The sequence below is a fragment of the Pseudomonas sp. AC016 genome (assembly GCF_979253365.1).
On the sequence record NZ_CEEDCC010000001.1, the window covers coordinates 5,008,377 to 5,025,973 of the forward strand.

The window sequence follows — 17,597 nt, forward strand, 5'->3', positions numbered from 1 at the left end:
CCTTTTCCGATATGTCTTCTGCTCTGTCCATCCGGCAGCTAACCAAAACCTACGGCAACGGTTTCCAGGCCCTGAGTGGTATCGACCTGGACGTCGCCGAAGGTGATTTCTTCGCCTTGCTCGGCCCCAACGGCGCTGGCAAATCCACCACCATCGGCATCATTTCGACACTGGTCAACAAGACCAGCGGCACGGTGAACATTTTCGGCCATGACTTGGACCGCGAGCCTGCTGCGCTGAAGCGCTCCATCGGTGTCGTGCCGCAGGAATTCAATTTCAACCAGTTCGAGAAAACCTTCGACATCGTCGTCACCCAGGCGGGCTACTACGGCATTCCGGCGAAGATCGCCAAGGAACGCGCCGAGCAGTACCTGACCCAGCTGGGGCTGTGGGACAAGCGCGACGTGCCTTCGCGTTCGCTGTCCGGCGGCATGAAGCGTCGTCTGATGATCGCCCGTGCGCTGATTCACGAGCCGCGCCTGCTGATCCTCGATGAGCCGACCGCTGGTGTGGACATCGAATTGCGCCGCTCCATGTGGACGTTCCTCACCGAACTGAACCGCAAGGGCATCACCATCATCCTGACCACGCACTATCTGGAAGAGGCCGAGCAGTTGTGCCGCAACATCGGCATCATCGACCACGGCACGATCGTGCAGAACACCAGCATGAAGCAACTGCTCAGCACCCTGACCGTCGAGACGTTTCTGCTCGACCTCAAGGCGACCTGGCAGACCGCACCGCAATTGCCGGGCTTTCCCAGCCGTCTGCTCGACAGCCATACGCTGGAAGTGCAGGTCGACAAGAACGTGGGCATCACCGCGCTGTTCAGCCAGCTGGCTGCACAGAACATTGAAGTGCTGAGCCTGCGCAATAAATCCAATCGCCTTGAGGAGTTGTTCGTGTCTCTGGTGGAAAAAAACCTGGCGAAGGTGGCGCTATGACTGCTCAGACCGGCGAGCTGCGCCCCAATCTGGTTGCCCTGAAAACCATCGTGTTCCGTGAAGTGCACCGTTTCATGCGCATCTGGCCGCAGACCCTGCTGCCGCCTGCGATCACCATGGTCCTGTACTTCGTCATCTTCGGTAACCTGATCGGTCGCCAGATCGGTGACATGGGCGGCTTCACCTACATGCAGTACATCGTACCGGGGCTGATCATGATGTCGGTGATCACCAACTCCTACGGCAACGTGGTCTCGAGCTTCTTCGGTGCCAAGTTCCAGCACTCGATCGAAGAACTGATGGTGTCGCCGGTATCACCGCACACCATTCTGGTCGGTTACACGCTGGGCGGCGTGCTGCGCGGTCTGATGGTGGGTTTCATCGTGACCATGCTGTCGATGTTCTTCACCGACCTGCAGGTTCACCACCTCGGCGTGACCATCGTGGTGGTCGTACTGACCGCAACCATCTTCTCGCTGCTGGGTTTCATCAACGCTGTCTTCGCACGTAACTTCGACGACATCTCGATCATCCCGACCTTCGTGCTGACCCCGTTGACCTACCTCGGTGGCGTGTTCTACTCGATCAACCTGCTGCCGCCGTTCTGGCAGACCGTGTCGCTGGCCAACCCGGTCCTGCACATGGTCAACGCCTTTCGTTACGGCATCCTGGGTGTTTCCGACATCAAGATCAGCATCGCCCTGGCCTTCATGATCGTTGCCACCTTCGTGCTGTACTTCGGTTGCGCAAGGTTGCTGGTCAGTGGGCGTGGTATGCGTCAGTAACACTTTCACCATCGGCCCGCCTTAGGGCGGGTCGATGCGTCTGCAAGCCTGTCCTTTCAAATTCTGAAACATACCTCCTGCCCATACTTCTTTGCCGGCGCTCATTCTTGAGGCTTTCCGCTTCGAGTACTTCTCATGCGCACAGGGATGATCGCGCTCGCGCTCGGCCTCTTGGCCCTGCGCTTCCTACCTGCCTTGCCCGATACCTGGCTATTGCTGCTGATGCCCGTCGTGGCCTTGATGCTGCTGCCGTTTCGCACCTATCCGCTGGCCTTCTTTCTGTTCGGCTTCACCTGGGCTTGCGTCTCGGCGCAATCGGCACTGGATGATCGATTGCTGTCCCGGCTCGACGGCCAGACGCTGTGGCTGCAAGGCAAGGTGGTCGGGTTGCCGAGTGCGGCTGAGGGGGTGGTGCGTTTCGAGCTCGCGGATGGTGTGTCACGACGGGCGAAATTACCCCGGCTGATGCGCATTGCCTGGTATGGCGGTCCTGAAGTGCGCAGCGGTGAGCGATGGCGACTGGCGGTGAAGCTCAAGCGGCCGGGCGGGCTGGTTAATCCCGAAGCGTTCGATTACGAGGCCTGGTTATTGGCCCAGCGTATCGGCGCGACCGGCACCGTGGTGGACGGTCAGTTGCTGGCGCCGGCGCGTGCTGCCTGGCGCGATGCCATTCGCCAACGGCTGCTGGCCGTTGACGCACAGGGGCGCGAAGGCGGGCTGGCAGCGCTGGTGCTGGGGGATGGCTCGGGCTTGTCGACCACTGACTGGCAAGTGCTGCAGGACACCGGCACGGTGCATTTACTGGTGATCTCCGGTCAGCACATCAGTCTGCTGGCTGGAGTGATTTATGCGCTGGTGAGTCTGCTGGCACGCTCGGGGCTATGGCCGCGAACATTGCCGTGGCTGCCTTGGGCGTGCGGTCTGGCGTTCGCGTCGGCGCTGGGTTATGGGTTGCTGGCCGGGTTCGACGTGCCGGTGCGCCGTGCCTGTGTGATGGTGGGGCTGGTTCTGCTCTGGCGTTTGCGCTTTCGGCATCTGGGCATGACTTGGCCTTTATTGCTGTCGCTCAACGCCGTGCTGGTGTTCGAGCCGCTGGTGAGTCTGCAGCCGGGGTTCTGGCTGTCGTTCTCGGCAGTCGGGATTCTGATCCTGATCTTCAGCGGCCGCCTCGGTGCCTGGAGCTGGGTGCAGAGCTGGACAAGAGCCCAGTGGCTGATTGCCGTCGGCCTGCTGCCGATCCTGATGATGTTGAACCTGCCGATCAGTATCAGCGGTCCGCTCGCCAATCTGCTGGCTGTGCCCTGGGTCAGCGTGATCGTTCTGCCTGCCGCATTGATTGGCACGCTGTTATTGCCCGTTCCGATCGTGGGCGAGGGTCTGTTGTGGCTGGCCGGTGGAGCGCTGGAAGGGCTGTTCGTGTTTCTGGGCTGGATGGCGGTCCTTGTGCCTGCCTGGCTGCCCAGTACCACGCCGGCCTGGACTCTGGTCCTGAGTCTGCTGGGCGCGTTACTGCTCCTGCTGCCCAGAGGTGTGCCGATGCGGCCTCTGGGCTGGCCGCTACTGTTGCTGTGCGTGTTTCCACCACTCAAGTCGGTGCCTGCCGGACAGGTTGACGTTCTGCAACTGGATGTCGGGCAGGGGCTGTCAATTCTGTTGCGCACCCGGCACCACACGCTGCTGTATGACGCCGGGCCGCGTTTCGGTGAGTTCGACATTGGTCAGCGGGTGGTTGTGCCTGCCATTCGCAAGAGTGGGGTACGGCATCTGGACGTGATGCTGCTCAGTCACGCCGATTCCGATCATGCCGGAGGTGCACCGGCAGTCTACAAGGCGTTTACGGTCGGGCGTGTGCTGGGCGGAGATATCGAGCGCCTTCCGCCTGCACTCGGGGCACGTCGTTGTGAAAACGGCGAGCAGTGGGAGTGGGACGGTGTGGTGTTTTCGACCTGGATCTGGGAGCAGGCACCCGAAGGCAATGCAGGGTCCTGCATGTTGAGTGTCGACGCCGGTGGCGAGCGATTGCTGCTGACCGGCGATGTCGATGCCGAGGCCGAACAGGCTGCCATCGACAGCGGGTTCGACCTGCGCGCTCAGTGGCTTCAGGCACCGCATCACGGCAGCCGGTCCTCGTCCTCGAAACCGTTTCTGAGAGCGGTCATGCCGAAAGGTGTGCTGATTTCCCGCGGACGCAACAATGCGTTCGGCCACCCACACCCGCTGGTCATGGCGCGTTATAAATGGAACGGTATCGCCAGCTACGACAGTGCCGAGCTGGGTGCCATCCGTTTGCAACTGGGTACTTACGGCAGCCCTGAGGCACAGCGCGCGCAGCGACGTTTCTGGCGTGACTGAATCCACGGATATCGACGACACCCGGCGACCCTATGATAGAGTGGCGCCAATTTTTCAAGGGAGTGGTCACTGTGTGGGAACTGGTCAAATCTGGCGGCTGGATGATGTTGCCGATCATTTTGAGTTCCATCGCCGCTGCCGGCATCATCATCGAACGGCTCTGGACGCTGCGCGCCAGCCGTATCACACCGCCGCACTTGCTGGGGCAGGTCTGGCAGTGGATCCAGGATCAGAAACTCGATAAAGAGAAGCTCAAGCAACTGCGCGCCGATTCGCCTCTGGGGGAAATCCTTGCGGCAGGCCTGGCCAACTCCAGGCATGGTCGCGAGATCATGAAAGAATGCATCGAGGAAGCCGCAGCGCGTGTCATTCATGACCTGGAGCGTTACCTGAGTGCGCTGGGTTCGATTGCTGCGATGGCGCCTTTGCTGGGTCTGCTGGGCACCGTGCTGGGCATGATCGATATCTTCGGATCTTTCAACAGCTCTGGAGCCACGGCCAACGCCGGTGTTCTCGCGGGCGGTATTTCCAAGGCGCTGATCTGTACCGCGTCGGGCCTGATCGTGGCCATTCCGGCCATCTTCTTTCACCGTTTTCTGCAAAGCCGTGTCGATGAGCTGGTGGTCGGCATGGAGCAGCAGGCCATTCGTCTGGTTGAGGTGGTGCAGGGCGACCGTGACGTCGATCTGATCGACGCCAAGGTCGACCTCAAGTCCCTGGCCAAGGCAGGCGGGAGCAAGAAGAAGTGAAGTTTCGTCGCCGCAGACCGCGGGAGAACATCGACATCAACCTCGTTTCGTTGATCGATGTGGTGTTCATCCTGCTGCTGTTCTTTATCGTGACCACCACCTTTACTCGTGAAACCCAGTTGCGGGTCGATCTGCCGCAGGCGGTCACCGGCACACCTGAAGTCGACGCAAGTGCCAAACATCTGGACATTGCGATCAACGCCGATGGGATCTTTTCCCTGAACAACCAGTTGTTGCCAAAAAACGATCTGGCCACCCTGATCGAAGCGCTGCAACGTGAGTCGGCCGGCGACACCAGTCTGCCACTGTCCATCAGCGCCGACGGCAAGACCCCTCATCAGTCGGTCATCACTGCGATGGATGCTGCCGGTAAGCTGGGTTTCAGTCACCTGCGCATGACCACAGTCGAGGCCACACAGGCTAATTGATGGCATTCACCGACCGTTTGCTTGACGCCTGGTACAACGGCCATCCTGCGCTGGCGCTGCTGCGTCCTCTCGAAAGCCTCTATCGCCGGGTAGTGGACGGCAAGCGTGCGCGCTTTGTCGCGGGCGAGGGCGATATCTATCGCGCGCCGGTGCCGGTCATTGTGGTTGGAAACATTACGGTCGGCGGCACCGGCAAGACGCCGCTCATTCTCTGGATGATCAGGCATTGCCAGCAGCGTGGTCTGCGGGTCGGCGTGGTCAGTCGGGGTTATGGTGCCAAACCGCCAAGCCTGCCCTGGCGAGTTCTGCCCGAGCACAAGGCCAGTGAAGTCGGTGACGAGCCGCTGCTGATCGTTCAGCGTTGCGGTGTTCCGCTGATGATCGACCCGGACCGCAGTCGCGCCGTCCGGGCGTTGCTGGCTGCTGAACCGCTGGATCTGATTCTTTCCGACGATGGTCTGCAGCACTACCGGCTGGCCCGTGATCTGGAGCTGGTGTTGATCGATGCCGCGCGCGGTCTGGGTAATCGGCGCTGTCTGCCGGCCGGGCCATTGCGCGAGCCTGCCGAACGGCTGAACAGTGTCGATGCGGTGCTTTATAACGGTGCCCGGTCAGATCGCGAGGATGGCTATGCCTTCACGCTCAAGCCTGCCGCACTGATCAACCTGCGCAGTGGCGAACGTCGGCCAGTTGACCATTTTCCACCCGGCCAGGCTGTGCACGCGGTCGCTGGAATCGGCAATCCGCAACGTTTCTTCAATACTCTCGAAGGATTACACTGGCGGCCTGTGCAGCACCCTTTCGCTGACCACGCTGTCTATAGCGCACAGGCGCTGACCTTCACGCCATCCCTGCCGCTTGTGATGACCGAGAAAGATGCCGTGAAATGCCGCGCTTTCGCGGCAGATGACTGGTGGTATCTGGCGGTGGATGCGGTGCCTTCCGACGCGTTTGTCAGTTGGTTCGATGAACAGCTGTCACGTCTTTCCCCATGATTGCTTCAGGATCTCCTATGGACACCAAATTACTCGATATCCTTGCCTGCCCGATCTGCAAAGGTCCGTTGAAGCTCAGCGCGGACAAGACCGAGCTGATCAGCAAGGGCGCAGGTCTGGCCTATCCGGTTCGTGACGGCATCCCGGTGATGCTGGAAAGCGAAGCGCGCACACTGACTGCCGATGAGCGTCTGGAAAAATGACTACCGATTTCACCGTCGTAATTCCTGCGCGTTACGGATCCAGCCGTTTTCCGGGCAAGCCGCTGAAGGTCATTGCGGGCAAGCCGATGGTCCAGCTCGTCTGGGAGCAGGCCCGCAAGAGCAGCGCACAGCGCGTGGTGGTTGCTACCGACGACGTGCGAATCTTCGAGGCCTGTCAGGCGTTCGGCGCTGAAGTGCTGATGACCCGCGATGACCATAATTCCGGCACTGACCGCCTGGCTGAAGTTGCTACGCAACTGGGTCTGGCGGCGGATGCGATCGTGGTCAACGTCCAGGGCGACGAGCCTATGATTCCGCCAGCGGTAATCGATCAGGTGGCCAGCAATCTGGCTGCGCATCCGGAAGCCGGTATTTCGACGCTGGCCGAGCCGATCGATGATGTGGCAGCGCTGTTCAATCCGAACGTGGTCAAGGTGTCTTCGGACATCAATGGTCTGGCGCTGACGTTCAGTCGCGCTCCGTTGCCGTGGGCGCGCGATGCCCTGGCTGCCAACCGCGACGAGTTGCCCGCAGGCGTGCCTTTGCGGCGTCATATCGGTATCTACGCCTACCGCGCCGGCTTCCTGCATGACTTCGTCAGATGGGGGCCGTGCATGCTCGAGAACACTGAGAACCTTGAGCAGCTGCGTGCGCTGTGGAATGGTGTGCGCATCCATGTCGCCGATGCCTGCGAGGCACCGCCTGCCGGTGTCGACACCCCCGAAGACCTTGAGCGCGTCAGACGCCTGCTGGAGGTTTGATGTCGGTTCTCCAGTCGTTCGGGAACGCAGTCCAATGACCCTGCAAGTGCAGTCAGCCGTTTCGCTCAAGCCCTTCAACACCTTTGGCGTTGATGTTCAGGCAAAACTCTTTGCCGAGGCGCACAGCGACGATGATGTTCGACAGGCCCTTGCCTATTCGGCCGAGCACGACGTGCCGCTGCTGGTCGTCGGCGGTGGCAGTAACCTGCTGCTCAGCGGTGACATTCCTGCATTGGTATTGCGCATGACCAGCCGCGGTATTCGCATCGTGCGTGAGGATTGCGCTGAAGCCATTGTCGAGGCGGAGGCGGGTGAGCCGTGGCATCCCTTCGTCCAGGCCAGTCTGAAAATGGGGCTTTGCGGGCTTGAAAATCTGAGTCTGATTCCGGGTACGGTTGGCGCAGCGCCAATGCAGAACATCGGAGCCTACGGCGTCGAGATCAAGGACGTGTTTCATGGTCTGACTGCGCTGGACCGGGAAACCGGCGAGCTGCGTGAGTTCTCGCTGGAAGACTGTGCATTCGGTTATCGCGACAGCGTGTTCAAGCATGAAGTGGGTCGCTGGCTGATCCTGCGTGTGCGCTTCAGGCTCACGTGGGAATCGAAACTGCATCTGGAATACGGTCCGGTTCGTCAACGTCTGGACGAGATGGGTGTGAAGCAGCCGACGCCTTTTGATGTCAGCCAGGCGATCTGTTCGATCCGCAGTGAAAAACTGCCAGACCCTGCGGTGCTGGGCAACGCAGGCAGTTTCTTCAAAAATCCGGTTGTGTCCGCGGAATCCTTTGCTGCGCTCAGGCATGCGCATCCGGGGGTTGTCGGTTACCCACAGGCCGATACCCGAGTGAAGCTGGCAGCCGGCTGGTTGATCGAGCAGGCAGGGTGGAAGGGCTTTCGTGACGGCGATGCGGGCGTGCATGCGCATCAATCGCTGGTGCTGGTCAATTACGGACAGGCGACTGGTCTTCAGCTGTTGAGTCTGGCCCGTCGCATTCAGGCTGACATTGCTGAGCGGTTCAATGTCGAGCTGGAGATGGAGCCGAATCTGTACTGAGCTTCGTTTTCGAAGTCAGCAGGTGATCAGGCCCGTCGTTGATTCGCTTGAATCGCAGGCATAAAAAAGCCCTGCCTGTTTACACAGGCAGGGCTTTTTCATGGGCCGGGTTTAGACGAGGGGTTTAGGCTCGGTTTCTTTCTCGGCATGTTGCTGCTCGGCATGTTCCTCGGTGTTCAGCGCAGGCTGGACCGATTCTGCTTCAGCGACAACAGGTGCAGGCTCCGAAGCAACCGGTGCAGCAGAGGCGGCCTGTTCGGCTTCCTTCTGACGGCGGGCTTCTTCTTCGCGCTTGCGGCGACGAACTTCACGAGGATCGTTCGGCGCACGACCCGTGCTGCTGACCGGCAGGGCCGGAGCTTCAACAGCTGCTGGTTCCTGGGCTTCCTGTACGGCCGGTGCTTCTTCAGCCGCCGGTGCCTGTGGCGCGAAGTAAGGAGCAGGCTCTTCCTTCACGAACGCAGGCTCTGCAACAGGAGCGGGTGCAGGTGTCGGCAGTTCCGAGGATTCAGTGGCGGGCACTTCTTCCTGAGCCTTGGCTTCGACCGGAGCTTGTGGCTCTGGTGTTGGCTCAGGCGTTGGCGTGAACGGTACGACGCGCTCTGCGTGAGGGGCTTCGAACAGTTCGGTCTGCGCAGCGATGGCTGGCACTTCGGTCACTGTCGGTTGAACCTCGACTTCAGGCGCTGCTTCGGCCTTCGGTGTTTCGTCGGCTACTGGTGCTTCAACAGCAGGCTGCTCAACGGTCGGCTCTGCGGCCACCGGCGCTTGCTCGGTCGGCGCTTCAACAACGGTTGCTTCAGCAACTGGCGTTTCGACAGTGGCTGCTGGCTCTACCGCGTCAGCGACAGGTGCTTCAACGGTGTTGTTGGCGCGTTCGGCCTGCTCGTGGGCCTGAGCCTCGGCAGGAGCGCTCATCACCGTGCCTGCAACAGCAGCGGCAGTAACGGCCAGACCGGCAGTCGCATCGGAGCCTTGCTCCTCTTCGTTACCGTTCTCTTCCGAGCCTTCGATCACATTGCCGTTGGCATCACGCTGACGCTCACGACGATTGCTGCGGCGACGCTGACCACGGGAGCGGCGACGAGGGCGTTCGCCGTCGTTACTGTCCTGGTTGTCATCGTGAGCCTGTTCTTCGTTCAGCAGCACTTCTTCTTCGCTGGCCTCGACAACGGCCTGCTCGGTACGTGGCTGACGCTCTTCACGCGGTGCACGAGGCTGGCGTTCTTCACGTGGGGCGCGTTCAGGACGCTCTTCACGGGCAATGTTGACGGCCGGTGCGGCATCCAGCGGCTCACGCAGTTCGCGGACCGGACGCTCTTCACGACCTTCACGAGGCTTGCGCTCACGGGAGGTGCGGGCCGGGCGCTCTTCGCGGGCGGTTGTAGTCGGTGCTGTGTCATCACGGGCTTCGCGTGGGGCGCGCTCTTCACGAGGTGCGCGTTCTTCACGAGGAGCACGCTCTTCGCGAGGGGCGCGTTCTGCACGCTCTTCACGTGGAGCGCGTTCTTCACGAGGCTTGCGCTCTTCGTCGCGACGATTGTTGCGGCCACGGCTCTGCTGACGGCCGTTACGACGCTCTTCGTTGCGGGCAGGGCGCTCGGTTGCAGCCGGTTTTTCGACCACTACCGGTGCGGCGGGCTCTTCCTTGGTTGCGAACAGGCTGACCAGGGATTTCACCAGACCCTTGAACAGGCTTGGCTCTGGAAGGGCAGGCGCTGGCGCTACGGCAACGGCTTCCACAGGAACCGGGGCGTTGGCGCGTGCTGGAGCGGTCTTGACGGCTGCTTCCTGGCGAACCAGGGTGCGGGTCGCGGCAGCCAGCGGAGCGATTTCTTCCACTTCGGCGGCGGCAGCAGCGATCTCGTAGCTGGACTGGTTGTTGTGGGCTTCCGGGCTGTCATCACGCAGACGCTGAACTTCGAAGTGCGGCGTTTCGAGATGATCGTTCGGCAGAATGATGATGCGGGCACGGGTACGCAGTTCGATCTTGGTGATCGAGTTGCGCTTCTCGTTGAGCAGGAACGCTGCGACCGGGATCGGCACCTGGGCACGTACTTCGGCAGTACGGTCTTTCAGGGCTTCTTCTTCGATCAGGCGCAGGATGGCCAGCGACAGCGACTCGACATCACGGATGATGCCGGTGCCGTTGCAGCGCGGGCAGACGATGCCGCTGCTTTCACCGAGCGATGGACGCAGGCGCTGACGGGACATTTCCAGCAGGCCGAAGCGCGAGATACGACCGACCTGAACGCGGGCGCGGTCGGCTTCAAGGCTTTCACGGACCTTTTCTTCCACGGCGCGCTGGTTCTTGGCCGGGGTCATGTCGATGAAGTCGATGACGATCAGGCCGCCGATGTCACGCAGGCGCAACTGACGGGCGATTTCTTCAGCCGCTTCAAGGTTGGTCTGCAGGGCGGTTTCTTCGATGTCGCTGCCTTTGGTGGCGCGCGCCGAGTTGATGTCGATGGACACCAGGGCTTCGGTCGGATCGATGACGATGGAGCCGCCGGAAGGCAGTTCGACGACGCGCTGGAAGGCGGTCTCGATCTGGCTTTCGATCTGGAAACGGTTGAACAGCGGAACGCTGTCTTCATACAGCTTGATCTTGCTGGCGTACTGCGGCATCACCTGACGGATGAAGGTCAGGGCTTCTTCCTGGGCTTCGACGCTGTCGATGAGGACTTCACCGATGTCCTGGCGCAGGTAGTCGCGGATGGCGCGGATGATGACGTTGCTTTCCTGATAGATCAGGAACGGCGCGGAGCGATCCAGGGACGCTTCCTTGATGGCGGTCCACAACTGCAACAGGTAGTCGAGGTCCCACTGCATCTCTTCGCTGCTGCGACCCAGACCTGCGGTACGAACGATCAGGCCCATGTCGGCAGGAGCGATCAGACCGTTGAGTGCTTCACGCAGTTCGTTGCGCTCTTCGCCTTCGATACGGCGCGAAATGCCACCGGCACGCGGGTTGTTCGGCATCAGGACCAGATAACGGCCCGCCAGGCTGATGAAGGTGGTCAGGGCTGCGCCCTTGTTGCCACGCTCTTCTTTCTCGACCTGAACGATGACTTCCTGGCCTTCGCTCAGGACGTCCTTGATGTTGACGCGGCCTTCAGGGGCTTTCTTGAAGTACTCGCGGGAGATTTCCTTGAGGGGCAGGAAGCCATGGCGCTCAGAGCCGAAATCGACAAAGGCAGCCTCGAGGCTGGGTTCGATACGAGTGATCCGGCCTTTATAGATGTTGGCCTTCTTCTGCTCGCGTGCACCTGACTCGATGTCCAGGTCGTAGAGGCGCTGGCCGTCTACCAGTGCAACACGCAACTCTTCGGGTTGAGTCGCGTTAATCAGCATTCTTTTCATGTAGTACCGTCGGTTTCCGGGCTGCCGGAAACGGCGTTCGGCACACACGACTTCTCACGGTCGGTGTCAGGGCACGTCAAGAGTGGTTGGACACTCCAGTGTCTAGCGATTTTCCTGCCCGGAATGGGGCGGGGCGTCGCGACGACGTTTCCTGCTTGCTGTGGTGACCTAGGACACCCTTTCAGCAAAAGCTTTGTCAGGAGGAGGAATCGACCATCGGTAGCGGACGAGATGAAGCGTCTAGAACAAGCCTTTTGCTACACAGTCCGATGGTTGTGCGTCTCCACCCTACACGTATCCCTGATAATTCGGGTGCTGCCGCGCGCAGAATCCGCAGCGGGTTGGCATTTACCGCGATCTTCGATAGGGAAGGTCGCGCATCATGGCTTTAGGCGTTGTTCCCGAAGCATTCGCTCGTAGCGTCTGGAAGCGACTGCACCTTGTGAACTGGCCGTGAATTATTCGCACTGAAGGCGAGCTGTCTGCTCAGCGATCTGGCGTGTTTCCGGCCTCATGTCACCCGCGCTTGTTACGTTTCCAGCATGCTGCGTTGTCACCGAAAGCCCCGTAGGACGGCCTCACGTCCTCGTGAATTGCGTTGGTCAGGGTCGGCTGTCAACCGTTTGTCCGCTGTCCGGCCGCTTTTGGCGGCGTTCGCGACTATAGCAGCAATCATTAAGTGCTTCAAATCCATAAAAAATTGTTATGATTTGCGCCATGACAAATATTGCCCCTCCAACCCCCGGCGTCCAGCTGGTAGAGGTTGCGCCGGAACTTGCCGGTCAACGCATCGATAATTTTCTGATCACTTATCTCAAGGGTGTGCCCAAGACCTTGATTTACCGCATTTTGCGCAAAGGCGAAGTGCGTGTGAACAAGGGGCGGATCAAGCCCGAGTACAAGTTGCAGGCAGGAGATATCGTCCGCATCCCCCCTGTGCGCGTGCCCGAGCGCGACGAGCCCGTGCCTGTTGCGCAGGCGCTGTTGCAGCGTCTGGAAGCGGCCATCGTCTACGAAGACAAGGCGCTGATCGTGCTCAACAAGCCGGCCGGTATCGCTGTGCATGGCGGCAGTGGACTGAGCTTCGGTGTCATCGAAGCGTTCCGCCAGTTGCGCCCGGACGCCAAGGAGCTTGAGCTGGTCCACCGTCTGGATCGCGACACCTCCGGTCTGCTGATGATCGCCAAGAAGCGCAGCATGTTGCGTCACCTGCACGAAGCCCTGCGCGGCGACGGCGTGGACAAACGCTACATGGCGCTGGTGCGTGGCAACTGGGCAACGTCCATCAAGCAGGTCCGCGCGCCATTGCTCAAGAGCAATCTGCGTTCCGGCGAGCGGATGGTCGAGGTCAACGAAGAGGGCAAGGAAGCGCTGACGATTTTCAAGGTGCTGCGTCGTTTCGGTGATTTTGCCACGATGGTCGAGGCCAAGCCGGTAACCGGTCGCACCCACCAGATTCGTGTTCACACGCTGCATGCCGGTCACGCGATTGCCGGTGATACCAAATACGGCGACGAGGATTTCAGTCGTGAAATCCGCGATCTGGGTGGCAAGCGTCTGTTCCTGCACGCTTACATGCTGACCGTGCCGATGCCGGATGGCGACAAGCTTACCTTGCAGGCGCCGGTAGACGAGATGTGGGCCAAGACAGTGGAGCGTTTGAGTGCGCCACTATGATCTGCTGATTTTCGACTGGGATGGCACGCTGGCAGATTCAATCGGACGCATTATCGAGTCCATGCGGACTGCCGCGATCGGTGGCGGTATGGAAGGGCGCGATGATGAGGCGATCAAAGGCATCATCGGTCTGGGTTTGCCCGAGGCAATCCGTACGCTCTATCCGTCGATCACGGCAAACGACCTGATCGACTTCCGCCAACGCTACGCCGACTGTTATATGGCGATGGATAACGTGCCTTCTCGATTATTCGAAGGTGTATCGGAGTCCATTCAGGCGTTTCGCGACGAGGGTTACCGTCTCGCGGTCGCCACTGGCAAGGCGCGTCGCGGGCTGGATCGCGTATTGAAGGCCAATGCCTGGCTGGATTTTTTCGATATCACCCGGGCTGCCGACGAAACGGCAAGCAAGCCCGATCCGTTGATGCTGCACGAGATCATGGCGCATTGTGATGTTGCGCCCGAGCGTTCGCTGATGATCGGGGACTCGTCCTTCGATCTGCAGATGGCACGCAATGCGGGTATGGATTCGGTGGCGGTGGGGTATGGTGCGCAATCGCTGGATTCGTTGCGTGCGTATGAGCCTCGTCTGGCCATCGAGCATTTTTCCGAACTGCGCACCTGGTTGAATCGGCGCAGCGTTTAATCATCGTTCCGGAGCAAGTTGAGCATGTCTGACGAATGGAAAGCGCCTGCCTCCCAGAGGGCGGATGGGCCTGTTGAAGACAGGGAAGAGGCGAAAAGCTGGAAGTTGCTGGAAAAAACCTTACTGGCCAGTGTCCAGGAGCAGCGGCGTGCGCGTCGCTGGGGGATCTTTTTCAAGCTGCTGACCTTTGTGGTGCTGTTTACAGTGCTGATCGTGCCGATGCTGGACCTGAGCGGTGGTGCATCCCGGCGCGCCAGTCACACGGCTGTGGTCGATGTGCAGGGCATGATCGCTGACAAGGAGCCTGCCAGCGCCGACAACATCATTACCGGGTTGCGTGCTGCGTTCGAGGACGCCAAGACCAAGGGTGTCATCCTGAATATCAACAGCCCCGGCGGCAGTCCGGTGCAGTCCGGTTATGTGTACGACGAGATTCGTCGCCTGCGCGCGCAGAAGCCTGACATCAAGGTCTATGCCGTGATCAGTGATCTGGGTGCCTCGGGTGCCTATTACATCGCCAGTGCTGCCGACCAGATCTACGCCGACAAGGCCAGTCTGGTGGGTTCCATTGGTGTCACGGCAGCCGGTTTCGGCTTCGTTGGGGTGATGGAAAAGCTGGGTGTCGATCGTCGGACCTACACGTCCGGCGAGCACAAGGCCTTCCTTGATCCGTTCCAGCCGCAGAAAGCGGACGAAACGCAGTTCTGGCAGGGTGTGCTGGACACGACGCACCGGCAGTTCATTGCCAGCGTCAAGCAGGGTCGTGGCGAGCGCCTGAAAGACAAGGATCACCCGGAGTTGTTCTCCGGGCTGGTCTGGACCGGCGAGCAGGCGGTTCCGCTGGGTCTGGTGGACGGTCTGGGCAGCGCGGCTTATGTGGCGCGTGAGGTGATCGGCGAGAAAGACATGGTCGATTACACCGTTGAAGAGTCGCCTTTTGACCGTTTCTCCAAAAAGCTGGGCACCAGCATTGCCGAGCGGCTTGCGATGCTGGCGGGCTTCAATGGTCCGACCTTGCGTTGATCGCATGCCAGGGATGAGCAGGATACGAAAAGACCCGACAGCTGTCGGGTTTTTTCATGGTGGGTCAGGGGATGGAGATCCCTTCCTTTATTAGCATGTCCACCAGACGGATCAGCGGCAGGCCGATCAGGCTGGTGGCGTCAGCGCCTTCGGTGCTGCGGAACAGGCTCACGCCCAGGCCCTCGGCTTTGAAGCTGCCTGCGCAATCGAAAGGCTGCTCTGCGTGCAGGTAGCGCTCGATGCTTGCGGTGTCGAGGTCGCGCATGTGCACGGTAAAGGGAACGCAGTCCACCTGGCAGACGCCGGTCCGGCTGTTGAGCAGGGCCAGACCGGTCAGGAAGGTCACGCGTTTGCCGCTGGCAGCCGACAGTTGTTCCAGCGCGCCTTCGAACGTGTGGGGCTTGCCGAGTATCCGGTCGCCGAGCACGGCTACCTGATCCGAACCTATGATCAGATGGTCGCAATGTTCGCTGGCAAGCGCCTGCGCCTTCTTCTGTGCAAGGCGCAGCACGAGCTCCAGACCGGGTTCGCCGGGGCGTCTGCTTTCGTCGACATCGGGTGATTTGCAGGTGAACGGCAGGCGCAGTCGGGCCAGCAGTTCGCGACGGTAGACCGAGCTGGAAGCTAGAAGCAGGGAAGGCATGCGATTCTCCTTGAACTGAGCGCAGATTCTAATGATCCATAAGAGATGCGAACAGACCTGAATTTCCTTTGACATGCCAGGGGGGCATCCCTAGAATGCTGCGCCTATGTTGAATGACCCGATTCCACCTCACGTTGACCCGCGCAAATTGGCTGATCGCGGCACTACCCTTCAGGGTGAAGTGCTGCTGGCCGATTTGGAGAGACTCTGCGACCCGCTTGCCGACAATGTCGGTACGGTGCAGGCCAAATTCATTTTCGAGCGTGACGAACGCCGTTCGGTGGTTATCCACAGTGCGATAGACGTCTCGGTCAAGATGGTTTGCCAGCGTTGTCTTGAGCTGGTCACCCTGCCGATTCACAGCGAGTGCAGTTACGCTGTGGTGAAGGAGGGTGCGAATACCCAGTCGTTACCGAAAGGTTATGACGTGCTGGAACTGGGCGAAGATCCTTTGGATCTGCTGGCACTGATCGAGGAGGAGCTTTTGCTCGCCTTGCCCATCGTGCCTGCTCATCATCCGGAAGAATGCCAGCAACCGGCGGGTCTCGATGAGCCCGAACCGAGCGTGGACGAGGTGACACGGTCCAACCCGTTCAGTGTATTGGCGCAGTTAAAGCGTGACCCAAACGTTTAGGAGTTAATCAATTATGGCTGTTCAGCAGAACAAAAAATCCCGCTCTGCCCGTGACATGCGTCGTTCGCACGACGCTCTTGAGGCAAGCACTCTGTCGGTAGAAAAGACCACTGGTGAAGTTCACCTGCGTCACCACGTATCGCCAGAAGGCGTATACCGTGGTCGTAAAGTGATCGACAAGGGCGCTGACGAGTAATTTCTTGTCCGCTCCGATCATTGCGATCGACGCAATGGGCGGGGACTTCGGTCCCCGCAACATTGTTCAGGCAAGCCTCGCGTGCCTGACTGCTACGCCCTCGCTTCATCTGGCCCTTGTCGGCCAAACACCCCTTATTGAAGAACTGATTGCCCGCCATTCCGGTGTGGATCGCTCGCGCCTGCAAATCGTCAATGCCAGTGAAGTCGTTGCGATGGACGAGCGTCCGTCACAGGCACTGCGTAGCAAACCTGACTCGTCGATGCGTGTTGCGCTTGAGCTGGTCGCCAGTGGCAAGGCCCAGGCCTGCGTCAGTGCGGGCAATACGGGAGCCCTGATGGCGCTGTCACGTTTCGTGCTCAAGACGTTGCCGGGTATTGACCGCCCGGCGATGATTGCCGCCATCCCGACACGCACAGGCTATTGTCAGTTGCTGGATCTGGGCGCCAACGTCGATTGCAGTGCCGAGGCGCTGTATCAGTTCGCGGTCATGGGTTCCGTGATGGCCGAGACGCTGGGGGTCGCAAGACCGAAAGTGGCGTTGCTGAATGTCGGCACCGAAGATATCAAGGGCAATCAGCAGGTCAAGCAGGCGGCCGCTCTGCTGCAGGCGGCGCCGGGTCTAAATTACATCGGCTACGTGGAAGGTGACGGCTTGTACCGGGGCGAGGCTGATGTGGTGGTGTGCGACGGTTTTGTCGGCAATGTCCTGCTCAAGTCCAGCGAAGGCCTGGCGGCAATGATCGCCGCCCGGATCGAGATGCTGTTCAAGCGAAATCTGTTGACCCGCGCGGTAGGTGGCCTGGCGTTGCCGATGCTGAAGCGTCTGCAGGCTGATCTGGCGCCGGCCCGCCATAATGGCGCCAGTCTGCTGGGTCTTCAGGGTATCGTTGTGAAAAGTCACGGCTCGGCAAGCGTTCAAGGCTTCCAGAGTGCGATTCAGCGCGCGTTGATCGAGACTCGGGAGAATCAGCCGGAACGCCTTCGTGGGCGGCTCGAAGCGATGCTGCAGAACGGCCAGTCGTGAAAATGTGACGCATCCGACTGCTCGGTCATCCAAACCGGCAGTCGGGTAAATTTGAACACCCATGTTTGAATACACGTGTTCGGTTCGTCCGAATGCCTATTTCAGCTAAACCACTTC

At 60.2% G+C, this 17,597-nt stretch carries 17 protein-coding genes; 15 read left to right on the top strand and 2 right to left on the bottom strand.

From position 1 onward, the window contains the following. The first annotated feature begins 11 nt into the window (after positions 1-11). The 9 genes from AC0IXS_RS22645 to murB all read left to right on the top strand — a co-directional run bounded on the left by AC0IXS_RS22645 (position 12) and on the right by murB (position 8,271). The gene (locus AC0IXS_RS22645; RefSeq protein WP_099229980.1) at positions 12-944 is read left to right on the top strand and encodes an ABC transporter ATP-binding protein; all 933 of its coding nucleotides are present in this window, start codon (positions 12-14) and stop codon (positions 942-944) included. Next, entirely contained in the window at positions 941-1,729 is a 789-nt protein-coding gene (locus AC0IXS_RS22650; RefSeq protein WP_004884611.1) for an ABC transporter permease, read from the top strand. The genes AC0IXS_RS22645 and AC0IXS_RS22650 overlap by 4 nt, the downstream gene beginning before the upstream one ends. 135 nt (positions 1,730-1,864) lie before the next feature. Continuing rightward, a complete protein-coding gene (locus AC0IXS_RS22655; protein WP_471825730.1) occupies positions 1,865-4,081 on the top strand; it encodes a DNA internalization-related competence protein ComEC/Rec2 in 2,217 nt (738 codons plus the stop codon). A gap of 32 nt (positions 4,082-4,113) precedes the next feature. After that, positions 4,114-4,830 (top strand): MotA/TolQ/ExbB proton channel family protein, encoded by a 717-nt coding sequence (locus AC0IXS_RS22660; RefSeq protein ID WP_074454496.1) that lies wholly within the window; start codon positions 4,114-4,116, stop codon positions 4,828-4,830. After that, positions 4,827-5,258: an ExbD/TolR family protein gene (locus AC0IXS_RS22665; protein ID WP_004884601.1), complete on the top strand. Its 432-nt coding sequence runs from the start codon at positions 4,827-4,829 to the stop codon at positions 5,256-5,258. The genes AC0IXS_RS22660 and AC0IXS_RS22665 overlap by 4 nt, the downstream gene beginning before the upstream one ends. After that, the gene (gene lpxK, locus AC0IXS_RS22670; protein ID WP_122532954.1) at positions 5,258-6,253 is read left to right on the top strand and encodes a tetraacyldisaccharide 4'-kinase; all 996 of its coding nucleotides are present in this window, start codon (positions 5,258-5,260) and stop codon (positions 6,251-6,253) included. Before AC0IXS_RS22665 ends, lpxK begins: the two co-directional genes overlap by 1 nt. Positions 6,254-6,270: 17 nt before the next feature. Beyond that, a complete protein-coding gene (locus AC0IXS_RS22675) occupies positions 6,271-6,456 on the top strand; it encodes a Trm112 family protein (RefSeq protein WP_004884599.1) in 186 nt (61 codons plus the stop codon). Then, entirely contained in the window at positions 6,453-7,217 is a 765-nt protein-coding gene (kdsB, locus tag AC0IXS_RS22680; RefSeq protein WP_122690656.1) for a 3-deoxy-manno-octulosonate cytidylyltransferase, read from the top strand. Before AC0IXS_RS22675 ends, kdsB begins: the two co-directional genes overlap by 4 nt. Positions 7,218-7,251: 34 nt before the next feature. Continuing rightward, entirely contained in the window at positions 7,252-8,271 is a 1,020-nt protein-coding gene (murB, locus tag AC0IXS_RS22685; protein ID WP_471825733.1) for a UDP-N-acetylmuramate dehydrogenase, read from the top strand. 111 nt (positions 8,272-8,382) lie between these two features. Here murB and rne read toward each other — a convergent pair whose 3' ends face one another. Continuing rightward, positions 8,383-11,625 (bottom strand): ribonuclease E, encoded by a 3,243-nt coding sequence (gene rne, locus AC0IXS_RS22690; RefSeq protein WP_471826283.1) that lies wholly within the window; start codon positions 11,623-11,625, stop codon positions 8,383-8,385. Between the two features lie 726 nt (positions 11,626-12,351). Between rne and rluC the strand changes: the two genes are divergently transcribed. From rluC to AC0IXS_RS22705, 3 genes are read left to right on the top strand one after another with little or no spacing between them, the layout of a single operon-like run. Further along, on the top strand, positions 12,352-13,311 hold the full coding sequence (gene rluC, locus AC0IXS_RS22695; RefSeq protein ID WP_004884593.1) for a 23S rRNA pseudouridine(955/2504/2580) synthase RluC: 960 nt from the start codon (positions 12,352-12,354) through the stop codon (positions 13,309-13,311). Then, positions 13,298-13,957, top strand: a complete 660-nt coding sequence (locus AC0IXS_RS22700) for an HAD-IIIA family hydrolase (RefSeq protein WP_122690659.1) — start codon at positions 13,298-13,300, stop codon at positions 13,955-13,957. The genes rluC and AC0IXS_RS22700 overlap by 14 nt, the downstream gene beginning before the upstream one ends. A 24-nt stretch (positions 13,958-13,981) precedes the next feature. Continuing rightward, complete coding sequence (locus AC0IXS_RS22705) at positions 13,982-14,980, top strand: S49 family peptidase (RefSeq protein ID WP_025994096.1); 999 nt, start codon at positions 13,982-13,984, stop codon at positions 14,978-14,980. Between the two features lie 64 nt (positions 14,981-15,044). Here the strand turns inward: AC0IXS_RS22705 and AC0IXS_RS22710 are convergent, their stop codons facing one another. After that, positions 15,045-15,623, bottom strand: a complete 579-nt coding sequence (locus AC0IXS_RS22710; RefSeq protein WP_025994097.1) for a Maf family protein — start codon at positions 15,621-15,623, stop codon at positions 15,045-15,047. Between the two features lie 106 nt (positions 15,624-15,729). Here AC0IXS_RS22710 and AC0IXS_RS22715 point away from each other — a divergent pair, with 106 nt between their 5' ends. From AC0IXS_RS22715 to plsX, 3 genes are read left to right on the top strand one after another with little or no spacing between them, the layout of a single operon-like run. Beyond that, entirely contained in the window at positions 15,730-16,257 is a 528-nt protein-coding gene (locus AC0IXS_RS22715; RefSeq protein ID WP_004884585.1) for a YceD family protein, read from the top strand. A 13-nt stretch (positions 16,258-16,270) separates the two neighbouring features. Further along, on the top strand, positions 16,271-16,453 hold the full coding sequence (gene rpmF / locus AC0IXS_RS22720; RefSeq protein ID WP_003179396.1) for a 50S ribosomal protein L32: 183 nt from the start codon (positions 16,271-16,273) through the stop codon (positions 16,451-16,453). A gap of 4 nt (positions 16,454-16,457) precedes the next feature. Further along, positions 16,458-17,480 (top strand): phosphate acyltransferase PlsX, encoded by a 1,023-nt coding sequence (gene plsX / locus AC0IXS_RS22725; RefSeq protein ID WP_471825737.1) that lies wholly within the window; start codon positions 16,458-16,460, stop codon positions 17,478-17,480. Positions 17,481-17,597: the final 117 nt, after the last annotated feature.